Below are 17,931 nucleotides of genomic sequence, written 5' to 3' on the forward strand. Positions count from 1 at the left end.
GGCCCCCACACCGCGGTGTGGGGGCCCGTAGCGCCATCGGATCGGCATCGGAACGGCCGCGTCCGTTGCTCGCGTCCGTTGCTTCCTCTACTTCTTCGCCTTGCCGCCGGAGTCGTCGCTGGAGAGCACCGCGATGAACGCCTCCTGGGGGACCTCCACGTTGCCGACCATCTTCATGCGCTTCTTGCCCTCCTTCTGCTTCTCCAGCAGCTTCCGCTTCCGGGAGATGTCACCGCCGTAGCACTTGGCGAGGACGTCCTTGCGGATGGCGCGGATCGTCTCGCGGGCGATCACCCGGGAGCCGATGGCCGCCTGGATGGGCACCTCGAACGCCTGGCGCGGGATCAGCTCCCGGAGCTTGGCGACGAGCCGCACCCCGTACGCGTACGCCTGGTCCCGGTGGGTGATCGCCGAGAAGGCGTCCACCTTGTCGCCGTGGAGGAGGATGTCGACCTTGACGAGGTTGGCGGTCTGCTCGCCGGTGGGCTCGTAGTCGAGCGAGGCGTAGCCCCGGGTCTTCGACTTGAGCTGGTCGAAGAAGTCGAAGACGATCTCGGCGAGCGGCAGGGTGTAGCGGATCTCGACGCGGTCCTCGGAGAGGTAGTCCATGCCGAGGAGGGTGCCGCGCCGGCTCTGGCACAGCTCCATGATCGCGCCGATGAACTCGCTCGGGGCGAGGATCGTGGCCCGTACGACCGGCTCGTGCACCGAGTCGATCTTGCCCTCGGGGAACTCGCTCGGGTTGGTGACCGTGTGCTCGGTACCGTCCTCCATCTCCACGCGGTAGACCACGTTGGGGGCGGTGGCGATCAGGTCGAGGCCGAACTCGCGCTCCAGCCGCTCCCGGATCACGTCGAGGTGGAGCAGGCCGAGGAAGCCGACGCGGAAGCCGAAGCCGAGCGCCGCGGAGGTCTCCGGCTCGTAGACCAGGGCGGCGTCGTTGAGCTGGAGCTTGTCGAGGGCGTCACGCAGCTCGGGGTAGTCCGAGCCGTCCAGCGGGTAGAGGCCGGAGAAGACCATCGGCTTGGGGTCCTTGTAGCCGCCGAGCGCCTCGGTCGCCCCCTTGTTCAGGGTGGTGATCGTGTCGCCGACCTTGGACTGCCGTACGTCCTTCACGCCGGTGATGATGTAGCCCACCTCGCCGACGCCGATGCCGTCGGCCGGGGTCATCTCCGGGGAGGAGACCCCGATCTCCAGCAGCTCGTGGGCGGCGCCGGTGGACATCATCCGGATCCGCTCACGCTTGTTGAGCTGGCCGTCGATGACACGGACGTACGTCACGACCCCCCGGTAGGAGTCGTAGACCGAGTCGAAGATCATCGCGCGGGCGGGGGCGTCCTTGACGCCGACCGGCGGCGGGACCTCCTTGACGACCTTGTCGAGCAGGGCGTCCACACCGACACCGGTCTTCGCCGAGACGCGCAGGACGTCCTCGGGCTGGCAGCCGATGAGGTTCGCCAGCTCCTCGGAGAACTTCTCCGGCTGCGCGGCCGGGAGGTCGATCTTGTTGAGCACCGGGACGATGGTGAGGTCGTTCTCCATCGCCAGGTAGAGGTTGGCGAGCGTCTGCGCCTCGATGCCCTGGGCGGCATCCACCAGCAGGACGGTGCCCTCGCAGGCCGCGAGCGAACGGGAGACCTCGTAGGTGAAGTCCACGTGTCCCGGCGTGTCGATCATGTTGAGGACATGGGTGGTGCCCTGGCCCTCACCCGTCGTGGGGGCCCAGGGCAGCCGGACAGCCTGGGACTTGATCGTGATGCCGCGCTCGCGCTCGATGTCCATCCGGTCGAGGTACTGGGCGCGCATCTGCCGCTGGTCGACCACTCCGGTGAGCTGGAGCATCCGGTCGGCCAGCGTCGACTTGCCGTGGTCGATGTGGGCGATGATGCAGAAGTTGCGGAGCAGCGCCGGGTCCGTACGGCTCGGCTCGGGCACGTGGAGAGGGGTCGCGGGCACGCAGGGTCCTGATTCTTGAGACGCGCGGCGTCTCGTCTCGGGTGGACGCGGATCGATACGTAGGCTCCATGGTCCCACGGGTGCGGGACTGCGCCCGGTTTGGGCCGGTCGTGGGGTCGCTGCTAGCCTGACTAGCTACGTCCAGGTCTCTCTTGTCCCGCCTCGGCGGGGCGCGGCCCGGACGGTGCTGTACCGAGTCAACGAATTCATCAAAGCTGAGAAGGCTCATAACGTGGCGAACATCAAGTCCCAGATCAAGCGGAACAAGACCAACGAGAAGGCACGCCTGCGCAACAAGGCTGTCAAGTCGTCGCTCAAGACCGCGATCCGCAAGGCTCGCGAGGCCGCTGCCGCCGGTGACGTCGAGAAGGCCACCGCGGCTTCTCGCGAGGCGTCCCGTCAGCTCGACAAGGCCGTCTCGAAGGGTGTCATCCACAAGAACGCCGCCGCCAACAAGAAGTCGGCGCTGGCCTCCAAGGTCGCCACCCTCCAGAGCTGAGCCCCGGTCTCCTCGATGTACCGCCGGAAGGGACTCAGCGGGCCCTCTCTACCGCTCCTGACCGGCGACCCCCGAACTCGCACGCGACTGCGTTCGCCACGCGGGTGCGAGTTCATCAGCTTCATGAGCTGAACAGCTTGAGTCGAAGGCCCTGGCCCGTTCTTCCGGAACGGACACCAGGGCCTTCGGCGTGTGCGGGCTGCGGTGGGTCCGGGGGCGGGTCAGCCCGGTTCCTGGGGGGCGTGTCCGAGGGCGGCCCGGGGGGCGTGTCAGCCCGGTTCCGGGGGGCGTGTCAGCCCGGTCCCTGGCGGCCGGAGCGGGCCGCGCGGGCGATCGCGACGACCGCCCTCTCCAGCGCGAACTCCGGATCGTCCCCGCCGCCCTTGACGCCCGCGTCGGCCTCGGCGACGGCCCGCAGCGCGGTCGCCACACCGTCCGGTGTCCAGCCGCGCATCTGCTGGCGCACCCGGTCGATCTTCCACGGCGGCATCCCCAGCTCCCGCGCCAGATCGGCGGGCCGGCCGCCGCGGGCCGAGGAGAGCTTGCCGATGGCCCGCACCCCCTGGGCGAGGGCGCTGGTGATCAGTACGGGGGCGACACCGGTCGACAGCGACCAGCGCAGCGCCTCCAGCGCCTCGGCCGCCCGGCCCTCCACGGCGCGGTCGGCGACATTGAAGCTGGACGCCTCGGCGCGGCCCGTGTAGTACCGCCCGACGACCGCCTCATCGATCGTGCCCTCGATGTCCGCCACGAGCTGGCCGACGGCGCTGGCCAGCTCGCGCAGATCACTGCCGATCGAGTCGACCAGGGCCTGACACGCCTCGGGCGTGGCCGAACGGCCCAGCGCGCGGAACTCCGACCGTACGAAGCCCAGCCGCTCGGCGGGCTTGGTCGTCTTGGGGCAGGCGACCTCACGGGCCCCCGCCTTCCGGGCGGCGTCCAGCAGCCCCTTGCCCTTGGCTCCCCCGGCGTGCAGCAGGACGAGGGTGATCTCCTCGGCGGGCGCGTCCAGATACGCCTTGACGTCCTTGATCGTGTCGGCGGAGAGGTCGTGCGCGTTCCGTACGACGACGACCTTGCGCTCGGCGAAGAGCGACGGGCTGGTCAGCTCGGCGAGGGTGCCGGGCTGGAGCTGGTCGGAGGTGAGATCGCGGACGTCCGTGTCGGCGTCGGCGGCGCGGGCCGCCGCGACGACCTGCTGGACGGCGCGGTCGAGCAGCAGGTCCTCCTGGCCCACGGCGAGCGTGAGCGGGGCGAGCGGATCGTCGGTGGAAGCTTTTCTGGTGGCCATCGTGGTCCACGATCTCACGCCCCACTGACAGTGACGGAGTTACGGGGCCTCGCGCCAGCCGTCCCAGTCCGCGACGAAGGCGTCCAGGGCCGCGGAGTCCAGCCGCGCCCCGGGGTCCTCCACGACCACCAGCCACTGGGCGTCCTCGGCGTCGTCCTCCCCGGCCAAGGCGTCCCGTACGAGCTGGGGCTCCTCGGTCACCGGGAAGCGCTCGCCGAGCGCCTGCGCCACCTCCTCCGCGGCGTCGCGGTCGGGCAGCACCAGTACGTGTCTCACATCGCTCACGGCCGTATTCTCCCAGGCCGGCCGGGGCCCGTGGGCCGCCAGGGTCCGTGGTCCGTCAGGTCGGGTGAGGTCGGGTCGGATGAGGTCAGGTCTTGGGGACGATCTGGATGTCCATCTCGATCCTGATGCTGGAGCCGACCACCGCGATGCCCCGGGCCAGCATGGACTGCCAGTTGACGGTGTAGTCCTCGCGGTGCAGCTCCGTACTGGCGCGGACGGCCGCGCGGGTCTCGCCCTCCATGCCGTTGCCGATGCCGAGGTAGTGGGCGTCGAGGGTGACGGTGCGGGTGACGCCGTGGAGGGTGAGCGCGCCGGTGATCCCCCAGTTGTTGCCGCCGCGGTGGGTGAAGCGGTCGCTGTAGAACTCCAGCGTCGGATAGTTGTCCACGTCGAGGAAGTCGGCGGAGCGCAGGTGGTCGTCGCGCATCTGCACACTGGTGTCGATCGACGCGGCGCCGATGACCACATGCATCGCCGACTGCTCCATCGTCTCGCCGACCCGGATCGCCCCGGCGAAGTTGTCGAAGCGGCCGTGGACCCGGGCCAGCCCGATGTGACGGGCGATGAAACCGATCCGGGAGTGGGCCGGTTCGATCTCCCAGTCACCGGGCGCGGGCAGCGGCAGCGACGGGGCCACCTGGAGGGTGATGTCGCCCGGACCGCCGGAGTCGGGGCCTTCGCCGATGGTCACATTGCCGCGGAACGGGGTGAAGCTGTCGGCGGATATCGCCAGCCGGTACTCCCCGAAGGGGACCATCGCCACCATCGTCCCGAACGGGTCGGTCTCCCCGCTCACGACCTTGCGGCCGTTGCTGTCGCTCACCGTGAACTCGGCCTGTCCGACCGGCTCGTCGACCGGGTCGATGACGCGGCAGGTGAGCAGTCCGGCGCCGGGCGGTACGGAGAGTCCGGCGAACGGACCGGGCTTCTGAGCGGCCGGCCGTCGGCCGAGCAGGCGGCTGATCATGGCGTGCGTACCCCTGTGCGGTCGGGCTCTACGGGGCCGCACCGCGGAACGTCGTCGGAACGGCGACCCATGACGAACGACCATTCGATCACTCTTGCCCCGTTCGAGGCAAACGTACCGACAGGTTGGGGATCGCAGGTGTCACAGCTCACCGCCCCGCCCCCGGTCCCGTCTCCGCTCCCCTGGGAACGGCCCGCAGCCCCGCCCCGGCGCCCACCACCGCGATCGCCCCGTCCCGGTCAGTGCTCAGCACCGTCGCTCCCCCGGCGCGCAGCGCCTCGACGGTACGGGGCGCGGGATGCCCGTACGGGTTGTCCCGGCCCGCGGAGATCAGCGCGAGCCGCGGGCGTACGTCCCTGAGCAGCCCCGGGTGCTGATGGGGCGAGCCGTGGTGGGCCACCTTGAGGACGTCCACCGGGGGCAGCGTCGGATGGTCCCGCGCCAGTCCGCGCTGGGCGGGTGGTTCGAGATCGCCCAGGAGCAGCAGCGTGGGGCCCCGGGCGACCCGTACGAACAGGGCGACGCTGGAGTCGTTGGGCTCTGCGGCGGCCGGTGGCACCCCGGCCCGAGGCCAGAGCACACGCCAGTCGAGCGCCCCGACGGACCGCCGCTCCCCCGGGACCACCCCGACCAGGGGCACCCGCGCCGCCCCGGCCACGCGCCGTACGAACGCGGCCTGTTCCGGGGGTTCGGGCAAGGTCGTGGTCTGGATCGCGCCGACCGCCCGCCCGCGCAGCACCCCGGGCAGCCCGGCGACATGGTCGGCGTGGAAGTGGGTGAGCAGCAGCAACGGGATCCGGGTGACGCCGAGTTCCCGCAGGCACCGGTCGACGGGCCCGGGGTCGGGACCGGTGTCCACCACCACGGCGGTGGCGTCCCCGGCGGCGATCACGGTCGCGTCGCCCTGGCCGACGTCGCACATCGCGAACGTCCAGCCCGGCGGCGGCCAGCCGGTGACGATCCGGGTGAACGGCGGCGGCCGCACGATCGCGAGCAGCAGGAGCACGGCGCAGAGCGCGGCGGCCCAGGGGTGGCGCGGGATCCGCCGGGCGGCGAGAACGACAAGGACGGTGAGGGCGGCGAGCAGCGCCCCGCCCCGCCAGCCGCCGGGCCACTCCGTCTGGGCGCCGGGCAGCGCGGCGCCGCCCCGGGCGACGGACGCGATCCATCCGGCCGGCCAGCCCGCGCACCGGGCCAGCAGTTCGGCGGCGGGCAGCGCCACCGGCGCCAGGGCGAGCGCGGCGAAGCCGAGAACCGTGGCCGGGGCGACCGCCAGCTCCGCGAAGAGGTTGCAGGGGATGGCAACGAGACTGACCCGCGCCGCGAACACGGCCACCACGGGCGCGCAGACCGCCTGCGCGGCCCCGGCGGCGGCCAGCGCCTCCGCGAGCCTGGGCGGCACACCGCGCCGGATCAGCGCCGCGCTCCAGCGCGGACCGATGGTGAGCAGGGCGCCGGTGGCCAGCACGGAGAGGAGGAAACCGTAGCTGCGGGCCAGCCAGGGGTCGAGGAGGACGAGCAGCAGAACGGCGGCGGCCAGCGCGGGGAGCAGCGTTCTGCGGCGGCCGGTGCCGATGGCGAGGAGGGTGATCAGCCCGCAGGCGGCGGCCCGCAGCACGCTGGGCTCGGGTCGGCAGACGACCACGAACGCCAGGGTGAGCGCGCCACCGAGCAGCGCGGTGGTCCGCAGCGAGATCCCCAGGCGCGGGGCGAGGCCGCGCCGTTCGGCCCGCAGCGCCAGCCCCGGCGGGCCGATCAGCAGGACGAGCACGATCGTCAGGTTCGACCCGGAGACCGCCATGAGGTGGAGCAGATCGGTGGCGGCGAAGGCGTCGTGCAGTTCGGGTGTGATCCGCTCGGTGTCCCCGACGACCAACCCAGGCAGCAGGGCGCGGGCGTCGGGCGGCAGCCCCTCGGTCGCCGCGCGCAGCCCCGCGCGGAGCGCCCCGGCCGTGCGCTGGACGCGGGTGGGCGGCCCTGTCACCGTCGGGACGCCTTTTCCCGTGACCCGCAGGGCCGCCGCGTAGCGGTCGTCGCTGTGCGACGGGGGCGCCAGCCGGCCGGTCAGCCGCAGCCGGGTGGACGGCAGCAGCCGCTGCCACCTGTCGGGGTGCTCGCCGGGCGGGACGATCACCAGGACGGGCGTACGGACCTCGCTGGCCCCGCCCCGTACCGGCGTGACCCGGGTGATCTCCCCGTCGAGGACGAACCCGCCCCCGGCCGTCCGGTCGCCCCCGGGCCTGGGCCGGGTGCGCCGTGGGTCGGAGGTGACCGTCAGCTCCGCGGTGACCGACGCGTATCGCTCGGCGAGACCGGGCACGGGCCCGCGCCGGGTGTCCGCGCCGTGCAGCCCGGCGGAGGCGGCCCCGGCGGCGGCGCAGAGCAGCACGCCCGCTGCGGCCACCCCGGTGAGCCGGGGCCCGCGCGCGGCGCCCCGCCGCACCAGGAGCAGCGCACAGGCGAGCAGCGCGCCCAGCACCCCGAGCACGGTCCAGCGGCCCGGGACGCCCAGGGCCAGGGCGGCCGCGCCCCAGGCCGCCAGCGCGGGCGGCAGGAGCCGGAGATCGGCGGGGCCCTCCTGGTCCTGATCGGCCTCCGGCGAGCGGGACTCGGCCTTCCGCCGGACCTCGGGGCGCCGCCGGGTCTCGGGGCCCCGCCGGGTCTCGGTGCGCGTCATGGCCGTACGAGCGGCTGGAGGTCGGCGAACTTGCGGTCACCGATGCCGTTGACCTCGCGCAGCTCGTCGACGGAGCGGAAACCGCCGTGCTGGGTGCGGTAGTCGATGATGTGCCGCGCGAGCACGGGCCCGACGCCGGGGAGCGTGTCGAGCTGCTCCGGTGTGGCGGTGTTGAGGCTGACAGGCCCGGCCTGCGGCCCACCCGGCACCGCGCCGGGAGCGAATCCCACCGCAGCGCCCGCCCCGCCTCCGCCGGGGACGCCCGGCACGCCGCCAAGGGCCGCGCCCGGCGGTGCGGGCCCGTCGACCACCACCTGCTCACCGTCCAGGAGCAGCCGGGCCCGGTTGAGCCCGGTGAGATCGGCGCCCGGTTCGACGCCCCCGGCGGCCCGCAGCGCGTCGGCGACCCGCGATCCCGCGGGCAGCCGCAGAACACCCGGCTCCCGCACCTTGCCCCCGATGTCCACCACGATCCGGGCCGTCCCGGGCGGGGGCGGCGGCTCGGGCACGACGGCGCTCGGCAGCGGTCCGGGCAGCCCCGTGGGCATCTCGCCGGCGGCGGCGTCCGCGTGGACCGTCCCGGGGGCCCGGACGGGCTGCGGGCGCCCGGTCCAGAAGTGCTGGAGCGCGAGCCCGGCCGCCACCACCAGCACCACCGCCAGCGCGCCCAGTGTCCGCAGCTCCAGACCGCACCGGAGCTGGACCCACAGCGGCAGCCGCTCACGCACCGCCACCAGCGCCCCGGCCCACGCCCGCCTCCGCTCACCCTTGTGCGGATCGGAGGGCTCCGGAGCGTCCACCGGGGCCGCCGGGAAGAGCGCGGCCGCCCGGCGGCGCGGCTCCTTCGCGGGAGCGACCGGCGCCGGGGGCGCGGACGCAAGCCCGGGGCCGGGCGCCGCACGTGTGCCCCCGCGGACCGGCACTCCGGTACCGACCACCGCGCGGGCACGGAGCCGGGAGGGGGAGCGGGGGCGGGTGCGGTGGCGGCCGTGGCGGGCACGGCCGTCGGAGCCGGGAGAGCGACCCGGGCCGCTGGTCACGGAGCGTGTTCGGAGCGTCATGCCTCAGAACGGTAGGCACCCCGGCCCGATCGCGCTGAGCGCCCCGAATTCCAGTGGATAACCCACCAGTTGTGGATAACTCGGCCACCCGAACGAGGGAGTAATGCATGGAGCAGGGAACAGCCCCCGGACAGCCCCGGATCCGGATGAAGAGACGAGGAGACGAGGAGACGAGGAGACGAGGAGACGGATCGGGCCCGAGAACACCCGTGCCCCGTCAGCGCGGGGAGATCACAGCCCCCAGCAGCCCCGGTCCCGTGTGCGCCCCGATCACCGCGCCGACCTCGCTGACATGCAGGTCCACCAGCCCCGGCAGCCGCTCGCGCAGCCGCTCGGCGAGCGTCGCGGCCCGTTCCGGCGCGGCGAGATGGTGCACCGCGATGTCCACCCGGCCGGTGCCGGCCCGCTCGGCGACGATCTCCTCCAGCCGGGCGATCGCCTTCGACGCCGTCCGTACCTTCTCCAGCATCTCGATGCGCCCGCCGTCGAGCTGGAGCAGCGGCTTCACCGCGAGCGCCGAGCCGAACAGCGCCTGCGCGGCGCCGATCCGGCCGCCCCGGCGCAGATAGTCCAGGGTGTCGACATAGAAATAGGCGGTGGTGCCCGCGGCCCGCTTCTCGGCGGCGGCCACCGCCTCGTCGAGTGTGCCGTCGTCCTCCGCGGCCTCGGCCGCCGCCAGCGCGCAGAATCCGAGCGCCATCGCCACCATGCCGGTGTCCACCACCCGTACCGGTACGGGCGCCTCCCTGGCGGCGAGCACGGCGGCGTCGTACGTGCCGGAGAACTCGGCCGACAGATGGAGCGAGACGATCTCCGTGGCCCCGGCTTCCGCCGCGGCCCGGTAGGCGGCGGCGAAGACCTCGGGGCTCGGCCGGGACGTGGTCACGGACGTCCGCTTCTGGAGCGCCAGAGCCAGTGAACGGGCCGAGATCTCCGTGCCCTCTTCCAGCGCGCGGTCCCCGAGCACGACGGTCAGCGGCACCGCGGTGATGCCGTGCCGTTCCATCGTCTGCGGCGGCAGGTAGGCCGTGGAATCGGTGACGATCGCGACATGGCGGGACATGAGCCGGAGGTTACCCGTCGTCCTCATGGGGCGGCAGCCCGGCCCCGCCCCACTGTTCGGTTCCGGCCCTGGTACACGGTCAGTTCGTCGTCTCGGGCCTGGCCTGCTTCTGCCAGGGGTAGGTGGTCGCGCGCCGCGGATCGGGCGGCTCGATGGCCTCCGGCCGCTCCCCCACGGCGGACGGCGGCACCGGCTGGTCCCGGTCGCCCTCGGTCGCCCGCTCCCCCGGAGCCGTCGGCCGGGCCGCCCGGTCCGTCGGCCCCGACCACGCGGCGGGCTCCGCGGGCTCCGTCGACCAGTGCCGCAGCGCCCCGGACTCCACGTCGATCTGCGCGCTCAGCGCCGACAGGTCGTCCTCGGAGAACTGCCGCGCGCGGTCCCGCGCGGCCCAGCGCAGCGAGTCCGCGGAGTGGGTGATCCGGTCGGTACGCTCCCGCAGCTCCGTGAGCCGCTGTCCGACCCTGCTCCGGTCGGGGTCCCGCTCCAGTTGGCGCAGTTCGTCGTCGAGCTCCCGGCCGTGCACACTCAGCCGCTCGAACAGCTGGATCGACTCGGCGAGGGAGGCGTCCTCCGCCACGCCCGCCTGGAGCGCGTCCTGGGTGGCGCGCATCGAGGTGCGCAGCCTCAGCCGTAGCTGGGCCAGCTCCCCGGCCGTACCGGGCTGGCCCAGGCTCTTCGCCCGCAGGGCCGTGTCCTCCACCGTGCGGCGGGCCTGCGAGATCGTACGGTCCACGCCCCGCTTGGCGGCGCCGACCGCCTTGACGCCCGCGTACACCCCCAGCGCCATGAAGGCGACGAAGAGCAACGCCATGATCGTGATCGCGACGTCCATGGAGCGCCCCTTCGCTGTAGGTCGTGTCCCTTCCACCGTAAACGGAACGGGCAGGCTGTGGGTTCCATCGGAACCCCCAACCTGCCCGTAGGGGAAAGCCCTGGGTACGCCGTGCGCGAGCGCGTCGGCGCCCGGTCGGACGGACGCGCCGCACCTCGTCGGACCGCACCTGGTACGCCCGGCCCGGCCGACGCGACCTGCCCGGCCCAGCCGGTGCGATATGCCCGGCCCGGCCGACGCGCGATGTGCCCGGTCAGGCGGGCACGATGTTCACCAGCTTCGGCGCCCGCACGATCACCTTCCGGATGCCCGCCCCGCCCAGCGCCGCGACCACGCCCGCGTCACCCAGTGCCAGCTTCTCCAGCTCCTCGTCGGTGATCGACGGGGAGACCTCCAGCCGCGCCTTGACCTTGCCCTTGACCTGGACGACGCAGGTCACGGACTCGTCCACGACGTAGGCCGGGTCGGCGACCGGGAAGTCCCGGTGGACGACCGAGTCGGTGTGTCCCAGCTTGTGCCACAGCTCCTCGGCGACATGCGGGGCCAGCGGCGCGAGCAGCAGCACCAGCGGCTCGGCGACCGCGCGCGGGATCGGGGCGCCCGTCTTGGTCAGGTGGTTGTTCAGCTCGGTGACCTTGGCGATGGCCGTGTTGAAGCGCAGCCCCGCCATGTCCTGGACGATCCCGTCGATCGCCTTGTGCAGCGCCCGCAGCGTGTCCGTGTCGATGTCGGCGGGGTCGGTGTCGACGACGGTGACCTCGCCGGTCGTCTCGTCCACCACATTGCGCCACACCCGCTGGAGCAGCCGGAACTGGCCGACCACCGCGCGCGTGTCCCACGGACGCGAGACGTCCAGTGGGCCCATCGCCATCTCGTACAGCCGCAGCGTGTCGGCGCCGTACTCGGCGAAGATCTCGTCGGGGGTGACGGCGTTCTTCAGGGACTTGCCCATCTTGCCCAGGACCCGGCCGACCTTCTCGCCCTGGTACCAGTAGCCGCCGTCGCGCTCCTCGACCTCCGCCGCCGGCACCGCGATACCGCGGCTGTCCCGGTAGACGTACGCCTGGATCATGCCCTGGTTGTAGAGCTTGTGGAACGGCTCGGCCGAGGAGATGTGCCCCAGGTCGAAGAGCACCTTGGACCAGAACCGCGCGTACAGCAGGTGCAGTACGGCGTGCTCGGCGCCGCCCACGTACAGGTCCACCCCGCCGTGCGGCTGACCCTCGCGCGGGCCCATCCAGTACTGCTCGACGGCCGGGTCGACCAGCTTCTCGTCGTTGTGCGGGTCCAGGTAGCGCAGCTCGTACCAGCACGAACCGGCCCAGTTCGGCATGGTGTTGGTCTCGCGGCGGTAGCGCTTGACGCCCTCGCCCTGCCCCAGGTCCAGTTCGACGTGGACCCACTCCGCGTTCCGCGAGAGCGGCGTCTCCGGCTGGGTGTCCGCGTCGTCCGGGTCGAACGTACGGGGCGAGTAGTCGTCGACCTCCGGCAGTTCCAGCGGCAGCATCGACTCGGGCAGCGCGTGCGCCGTGCCGTCCTCGTCGTAGACGATCGGGAAGGGCTCGCCCCAGTAGCGCTGACGGCTGAAGAGCCAGTCGCGCAGCCGGAAGTTGACGGTTCCCTCGCCGATGCCGCGCTCGGCCAGCCAGTCGGTGACGCGCGCCTTGGCCTCGGCCACGCCCAGGCCGTCCAGGGTGAGGTCCGTACGCGTCGAGTTGACGAGGGGAGCGTCGTACGAGGAGAACGCGTCGTCCCACTCCGAGGGGTCCAGCGACCGGTCGTCCGTGGGGGCGACGACGCAGCGCATCGGCAGTTCGAAGGCGCGCGCGAACGCGAAGTCGCGGCTGTCGTGCGCCGGTACGGCCATGATCGCGCCGGTGCCGTACCCCATCAGCACGTAGTCGGCGATGAAGACGGGCAGCCGCTCGCCGCTGACCGGGTTGGTGGCGTACGCGCCGGTGAAGACGCCGGTCTTGTCCTTCGCCTCGGCCTGCCGCTCCACGTCGGACTTGGCCGCGGCCTGCTTGCGGTACGCGCCGACGGCCTCGGCGGGGGTCGCGTGACCGCCCGTCCACACCTCGTGCGTGTCCTCGGGCCAGGCCGCCGGAATGATCTTCTCGACGAGGTCGTGCTCGGGCGCCAGCACCATGTACGTGGCGCCGAACAGGGTGTCCTGACGGGTCGTGAAGACCGTGATCGCGGCGGTCTCGCCGGCCGCGTCCGTCACCGGGAAGTCGACCCGGGCGCCCTCGCTGCGGCCGATCCAGTTGCGCTGCTGGAGCTTGATGGCCTCGGGCCAGTCCAGGGCGTCCAGATCGTTCAGCAGCCGGTCGGCGTAGGCGGTGATGCGCATGTTCCACTGGCGCAGCTTCGCCTTGAAGACCGGGTAGTTGCCGCGCTCGGAGCGGCCGTCGGCGGTGACCTCCTCGTTGGCCAGCACCGTGCCCAGGCCGGGGCACCAGTTGACGGGGGCGTCGGAGGCGTACGCCAGCCGGTAGCCGCCCAGCACATCGGCGCGCTCGGGGGCGCTCAGCTCACTCCAGGGGCGCCCGTCGGGCGTCGCGCGCTCCCCGCTCTCGAACTGCGCGACCAGCGTCTCGACGGGGCGCGCGCGGTCCGCCTCCGGGTCGTACCAGGAGTTGAAGATCTGTACGAAGATCCACTGGGTCCACTTGTAGTAGTCCGGGTCGATCGTGGCGAAGGAGCGGCGCCGGTCGTGGCCCAGGCCCAGCCTGCGGAGCTGGACCTTCATGTTCTCCATGTTGGCCTCGGTGGAGGCCCGGGGGTGCGTGCCGGTCTGGACCGCGTACTGCTCGGCGGGCAGGCCGAACGCGTCGAAGCCCAGGGTGTGCAGGACGTTGTGGCCGGTCATGCGCTGATGACGGGCGAACACGTCGGTGGCGATGTAGCCCAGCGGGTGCCCGACGTGCAGTCCGCTGCCCGAGGGGTAGGGGAACATGTCCATGATGAACTTCTTGGGCCTGGCCGCCAGCTCGGGGTCGCCGGCCAGCTCGCCCGTCGGGTTCGGTGCCTCGTACGTGCCCCGGGCATCCCAGAAGTCCTGCCAGCGCGCTTCGATGTCCGCGGCCATGGCGGCGGTGTAGCGGTGCGGAGCTGCCGTCTCGGCAGCGGCGGAAGCAGCGGCGCCGGAAGCGGCGGCCGGATTCGTCTCGCTCATGGTGTCCTGAAGCTCCATCGATCGTCTCTGCCAGCGGGGCCGGCCCACCGGGCGGCACAGGGCCACACCGGTCCAACCGGTCAGCGAAAGAAAAATGCCCCTCACACAGGAGGGGACGCCGCGCCGACTCCGACCGGATCGGTCATCGGTCGGGACTGGTCAGCGCGGCCCGCTAAGCAGAAGGCGTACGGCACGCATGGCGTCAGGGTACCGCAGTGCCCGATCCACGCGCACGATCCGCCCTCGCGGACCCCCGGGAGGACCGGCGGGCGATCACGTGGTGAGGCCCAACTGACCGCCTTACTCCGCGTATCGGACCTATCAGGGCAACGGCGGAGTCGGATAACTCACCTTCACCTGGCTAAACCTGCAAACCGGGTACTGACCGGTATGGCTCCACTTAGCATGCGGCAGCGGGACCGCTTTCCCGAGCCCTTCGGAGTTGCCCCCTATGAACCTTCCACGCAAGTCCGGCGCGTCGCCCAATCCCGAGTCCGGCAACAGCCGGGCGATCCAGGGGATCGCGACCGCCGTAGCACTGGTACTCGTCCCACTACTCGCCGTCGTAGGAGGCGACGCTTTCCAGGCCTTCATCGACTTCGGCGCGGGCGTGCTGTCACTGCTGTCGCTGTCCGGGGCGGTCGTTTGGGGTCTGATAGCCACCGACCGGCTGCTCCTCGCGCCACGGCAGCGGCTGCTGGCCCAGGGCATCCACCGGGCGACGGCCGTCGCCTCGATCGGCTTCCTGCTGCTTCATGTCACCATCAAGATCACTCTTGGCAAGGTCGCCCTCATCGGCGCCCTGCTCCCCTTCGGCCTGGGTGTCTCCGGTACGAACGGCCTCATCGGCTTCGGCTCCCTCGCCGGACTGCTGATGATCGTGGCCGGCACGACCGGCGCCATGCGCAGCGTCTTCGCCCTTCCCGGCAAGTACGCCGCCCGCTGGCGGGCGATCCACATGGTGGCCTATCCGGCGTGGTGTTTCGCCCTGATTCACGGACTCTTCACAGGACGTCCCGCGGCTACCTACGTCACTGTGATGTATTCCATGACCGTCCTCGGGGTCGCCGGGGTCGTCTCCCTGCGGCTGCTCCCCCGCCATGTCCAGCGGCGCGTCGCCGAACGGATCGTCTCGATGACCGGCGCCACCGTCGAGACGAAGGAGTCCGGCTCCGGGCTCCGCGACCTCTCGGCCTCTCCCCTGCCCGGTGCCAGCGGCATCCCGCCGCAGCGCGAGTACCAGGCCAGGCCGCAGCAGGACCCGATCGCCTCCGCCTCGCTCTCCGCCCCGCTGGGCGGGGGACGCACACCCCCGCGGCTCGCGGCCCCGTCGCCGCCGCTGTACGAGGCCACACCGGCCGCGGACCCGCGCGGGGCCGCGGACCCCCTCGCCGACACGTTCGTCGCTCCACGGGGCGGCGACGGCTTCCCAGGGCCCGGCTCCGACCGCGGCCAGGAGAGCGGTACGGGGATCTCCGCCGGCTACCGCGCCATGTCCATGGACGCGACCACCCGGATGCCCGCGCAGCCCCCCGGTTCCCCCCAGGCCGGAGGTCAGCAGGGCGGTGACATCCCCTTCGCCGAGCGCATCCCCATGACCGAGGAGCTGCCGGTCATCCAGGACGAGCCCGCGGGAGCGCCCGGCTCCTGGCCCGCCCCCTCGCCGCCCCGGCCCGCGCAGGCGTTCACCCAGCCCCCGGCGGCCCCGTACGACACGGGGGCGCTCCCCACGTACGACGGCGGCCAGAACGGCGGCCGGAACCAGCCGTACGACACCGGCGCGACCCCCCAGTACCCCGGGTACGGCACGGGCCAGGCCACCCCGTACGACACCGGGGCCACGCCCCTCTACGACGGAGGCCGCACCGGCGGCCAGAACCAGCCGTACGACACCGGGGCGGTCCCGCAGTACAACCCGGGGGCGACCCCTCCGGGCCAGCAGAACCCGCAGTACGACACCGGGGCCACCCCCGCCTTCGACCCGGGCGGCGCCACCGCGTACGGCACCGGTTCCCCCTACGGGCCCGACGGCGCGTCCCCCTACGGCAACGGCCCCGCCCCGACGTACGACACGGGCTCGGTCCCTGCGTACGGCACGGGCGCCGTCCCTCCGTACGACACCGGCTCCGTACCCGCCTACGACGGTCAGCCCTACGACGGCCGGCCGCAGGCAGGACCCGCTCAGCCCGGACCGGGACCCTTCCCGTACGACGAGGCGGCCACCCCGGGCCCCCTCTATCCGCCCCCGGCCGGGGAACCCTGGCAGGCACCCGCAGGAGACCGACCGTGAACGCCCCTCTCCCCGATGTCCCCGAAGTCCGTGTCGTCGGCCTCCCCCAGCTCACTCAGGGATTCGACCTCGTCGAACGCCTCGACCTGCCCATGCACCTCAAGGTGCACGGTCCGCTGGAGGCGATGACCGGCGAGCGGCTGGCCCAGCTCGCCGAGAACATATCCCTGACCGGCCGCGGCGGCGCGGGCTTCCCCTTCCACAGAAAGCTCCGGGCCGTCGCCAAGTCGGCGATCAGCCGCGGCGTCCGGCCGGTCGTCGTCGTCAACGGCAGCGAGGGCGAACCGCCCTGCCGCAAGGACACGGTGATGCTCAACCGGGCGCCGCACCTGATCCTCGACGGCGCTCTGCTGGCCGCCGAGGCCCTGGGCGCGCGCACCCTGGTCATCGCCGTGACCAGGAACTCCACCGAGGTCTCGATCCGTGCGGCCCTCGCCGAGCGCGGCCTCTCCGACCGGCGCGGCCAGCAACTGCGCGCCAAGGTCGTCCGTACCCCCGAGCGCATGGTCTCGGGCGAGGCGTCCTCGGTGATCCGGGCCATCAACGGCGGGCCCGCCAAGCCGCCGGGCCGTCGTGAGCGCGCGGCGGAGTCCGGCGTCGGCGGCCTGCCAACGCTGCTCTCGAACGCGGAGACCTTCGCCCAACTCGCCGTCGGCGCGCGGATCGGCGCCCGCCGCTACGCCCACACCGGGCTGGAGACCGAGCCCGGCACGGTCATGCTCACCATCTCCGGCGCGGTCGCCAGGCCCATGGTCATCGAGGCGCCCTCGGGCGTGCCGCTGCGCTACATCCTCCAGATGGCCGGGGCCCCGCCGATGCCCCAGGGCGTCCTGACCGGTGGCTACCACGGCAACTGGATGGACGCGATCGCCGCCCACGAGGCCGTGATCTCGAAGGAGTCCTTCAAGTCGTTCGGCGGCGCGCTGGGCGCGGGCGCGATCCTGCCGATCGGCCCCGAGACCTGCCCGCTGGGCGAGGCGCTCCGGGTCGCCAACTGGCTCGCCGCCGAGACGGCGGGGCAGTGCGGGCCCTGCAAGCTCGGTCTGCCCGCGGCGGCCGGCGGTCTCGCCGATGTGATCAACGGCGGCGGCCAGGCGGCCCTGGAGGCGCTGCGCGCGGTCACCCAGTCGGTCAAGAAGCGCGGCGCGTGCCAGCACCCCGACGGCTCCGCGCGCTTCTTCTCCTCCACCCTGTCGGCGTTCACGGACGACCTCGCGGCGCATGTGCTCAACGGCGGCTGCGGACGCGAGACGACCGGGGTGCTGCCGCTGCCCAACCCCGGCTACCAGGACGAGGTCGAGTCCATCCCGAGCGGCGGCAGGCTCGCCATCGACTGGACGCTCTGCCAGGGCCACGGCCTGTGCGCGGACATCCTCCCGGAGCTGTTCCGGATGAGCCCGGACGGCTTCCCCACGCCCGCCAAGGCGGATGTCCCGATGCACCTCCAGGGGGCCGCGCAGCGCGCCGTACGGCGGTGCCCCGCTCTGGCGCTCCGGCTGGAGCAGACGGCTCCCACGCCGGCGCCGCGCCAGGAGTCCTCGCGCGCGGCGCTGCCGCCGGGCGGCGGGCGCAAGGCCCTCGGCCGGGGCCGCGGCTGAACGAGCGCACGCGCGTGCGTGCCGGCGGGCCCCGCTCCGGGCCCGCCGGTCCACCGGCTCCTGGGGCACCAAGGGCACCAGACGCATCAGAGGCACCACGGGAAAAGCGGACGTACACAGAAAAGCGGACACACGAAGAAGCCGGGGGGGGGTCGGGCGGGGGGCGGCGCGCGGGCGCTCGAGACGAGCACATGTAACTAGCACATATAATGTGTAAGAGATATCTAGACAAGA

The 17,931-nt window shown here is 72.7% G+C and carries 12 protein-coding genes; 3 read left to right on the forward strand and 9 right to left on the reverse strand.

The window, feature by feature from the left end:
• Positions 1–87: 87 nt before the first annotated feature.
• Positions 88–1,956, reverse strand: a complete 1,869-nt coding sequence (lepA, locus tag ACFXPK_RS17915) for a translation elongation factor 4 (RefSeq protein WP_384990576.1) — start codon at positions 1,954–1,956, stop codon at positions 88–90.
• A gap of 232 nt (positions 1,957–2,188) precedes the next feature.
• Here lepA and rpsT point away from each other — a divergent pair, with 232 nt between their 5' ends.
• The gene (gene rpsT / locus ACFXPK_RS17920) at positions 2,189–2,455 is read left to right on the forward strand and encodes a 30S ribosomal protein S20 (RefSeq protein WP_385076350.1); all 267 of its coding nucleotides are present in this window, start codon (positions 2,189–2,191) and stop codon (positions 2,453–2,455) included.
• 292 nt (positions 2,456–2,747) lie between these two features.
• Here rpsT and holA read toward each other — a convergent pair whose 3' ends face one another.
• From holA to leuS, 8 genes are all read right to left on the reverse strand, one after another.
• Positions 2,748–3,746 (reverse strand): DNA polymerase III subunit delta, encoded by a 999-nt coding sequence (holA, locus tag ACFXPK_RS17925; protein ID WP_384990578.1) that lies wholly within the window; start codon positions 3,744–3,746, stop codon positions 2,748–2,750.
• 39 nt (positions 3,747–3,785) lie between these two features.
• A complete protein-coding gene (locus ACFXPK_RS17930) occupies positions 3,786–4,031 on the reverse strand; it encodes a hypothetical protein (protein ID WP_329827154.1) in 246 nt (81 codons plus the stop codon).
• A gap of 85 nt (positions 4,032–4,116) precedes the next feature.
• Positions 4,117–4,998, reverse strand: coding sequence for a YceI family protein (locus tag ACFXPK_RS17935; protein WP_384990581.1), 882 nt, complete (start codon positions 4,996–4,998; stop codon positions 4,117–4,119).
• Between the two features lie 148 nt (positions 4,999–5,146).
• Positions 5,147–7,675 (reverse strand): ComEC/Rec2 family competence protein, encoded by a 2,529-nt coding sequence (locus tag ACFXPK_RS17940; RefSeq protein WP_385076354.1) that lies wholly within the window; start codon positions 7,673–7,675, stop codon positions 5,147–5,149.
• Positions 7,672–8,736 (reverse strand): helix-hairpin-helix domain-containing protein, encoded by a 1,065-nt coding sequence (locus tag ACFXPK_RS17945; protein ID WP_385076356.1) that lies wholly within the window; start codon positions 8,734–8,736, stop codon positions 7,672–7,674. The genes ACFXPK_RS17940 and ACFXPK_RS17945 overlap by 4 nt, the downstream gene beginning before the upstream one ends.
• 217 nt (positions 8,737–8,953) lie before the next feature.
• Positions 8,954–9,799 carry a DegV family protein gene (locus tag ACFXPK_RS17950; protein WP_384990589.1) on the reverse strand — a complete coding sequence of 282 codons (846 nt, stop codon included), beginning with the start codon at positions 9,797–9,799 and terminating at the stop codon, positions 8,954–8,956.
• Positions 9,800–9,878: 79 nt separating this feature from the next.
• The gene (locus tag ACFXPK_RS17955) at positions 9,879–10,631 is read right to left on the reverse strand and encodes a hypothetical protein (RefSeq protein ID WP_385076359.1); all 753 of its coding nucleotides are present in this window, start codon (positions 10,629–10,631) and stop codon (positions 9,879–9,881) included.
• Between the two features lie 253 nt (positions 10,632–10,884).
• A complete protein-coding gene (gene leuS / locus ACFXPK_RS17960; protein ID WP_385076361.1) occupies positions 10,885–13,809 on the reverse strand; it encodes a leucine--tRNA ligase in 2,925 nt (974 codons plus the stop codon).
• Positions 13,810–14,260: 451 nt separating this feature from the next.
• Here leuS and ACFXPK_RS17965 point away from each other — a divergent pair, with 451 nt between their 5' ends.
• Together ACFXPK_RS17965 and ACFXPK_RS17970 are read left to right on the forward strand one after the other, a co-directional pair.
• The gene (locus tag ACFXPK_RS17965; protein ID WP_385076364.1) at positions 14,261–16,099 is read left to right on the forward strand and encodes a hypothetical protein; all 1,839 of its coding nucleotides are present in this window, start codon (positions 14,261–14,263) and stop codon (positions 16,097–16,099) included.
• Positions 16,096–17,697, forward strand: a complete 1,602-nt coding sequence (locus ACFXPK_RS17970) for a ferredoxin (RefSeq protein ID WP_385076367.1) — start codon at positions 16,096–16,098, stop codon at positions 17,695–17,697. Before ACFXPK_RS17965 ends, ACFXPK_RS17970 begins: the two co-directional genes overlap by 4 nt.
• Positions 17,698–17,931: the final 234 nt, after the last annotated feature.

The sequence above is a fragment of the Streptomyces sp. NPDC059142 genome, from assembly GCF_042755665.1.
Lineage (GTDB): Bacteria > Actinomycetota > Actinomycetes > Streptomycetales > Streptomycetaceae > Streptomyces.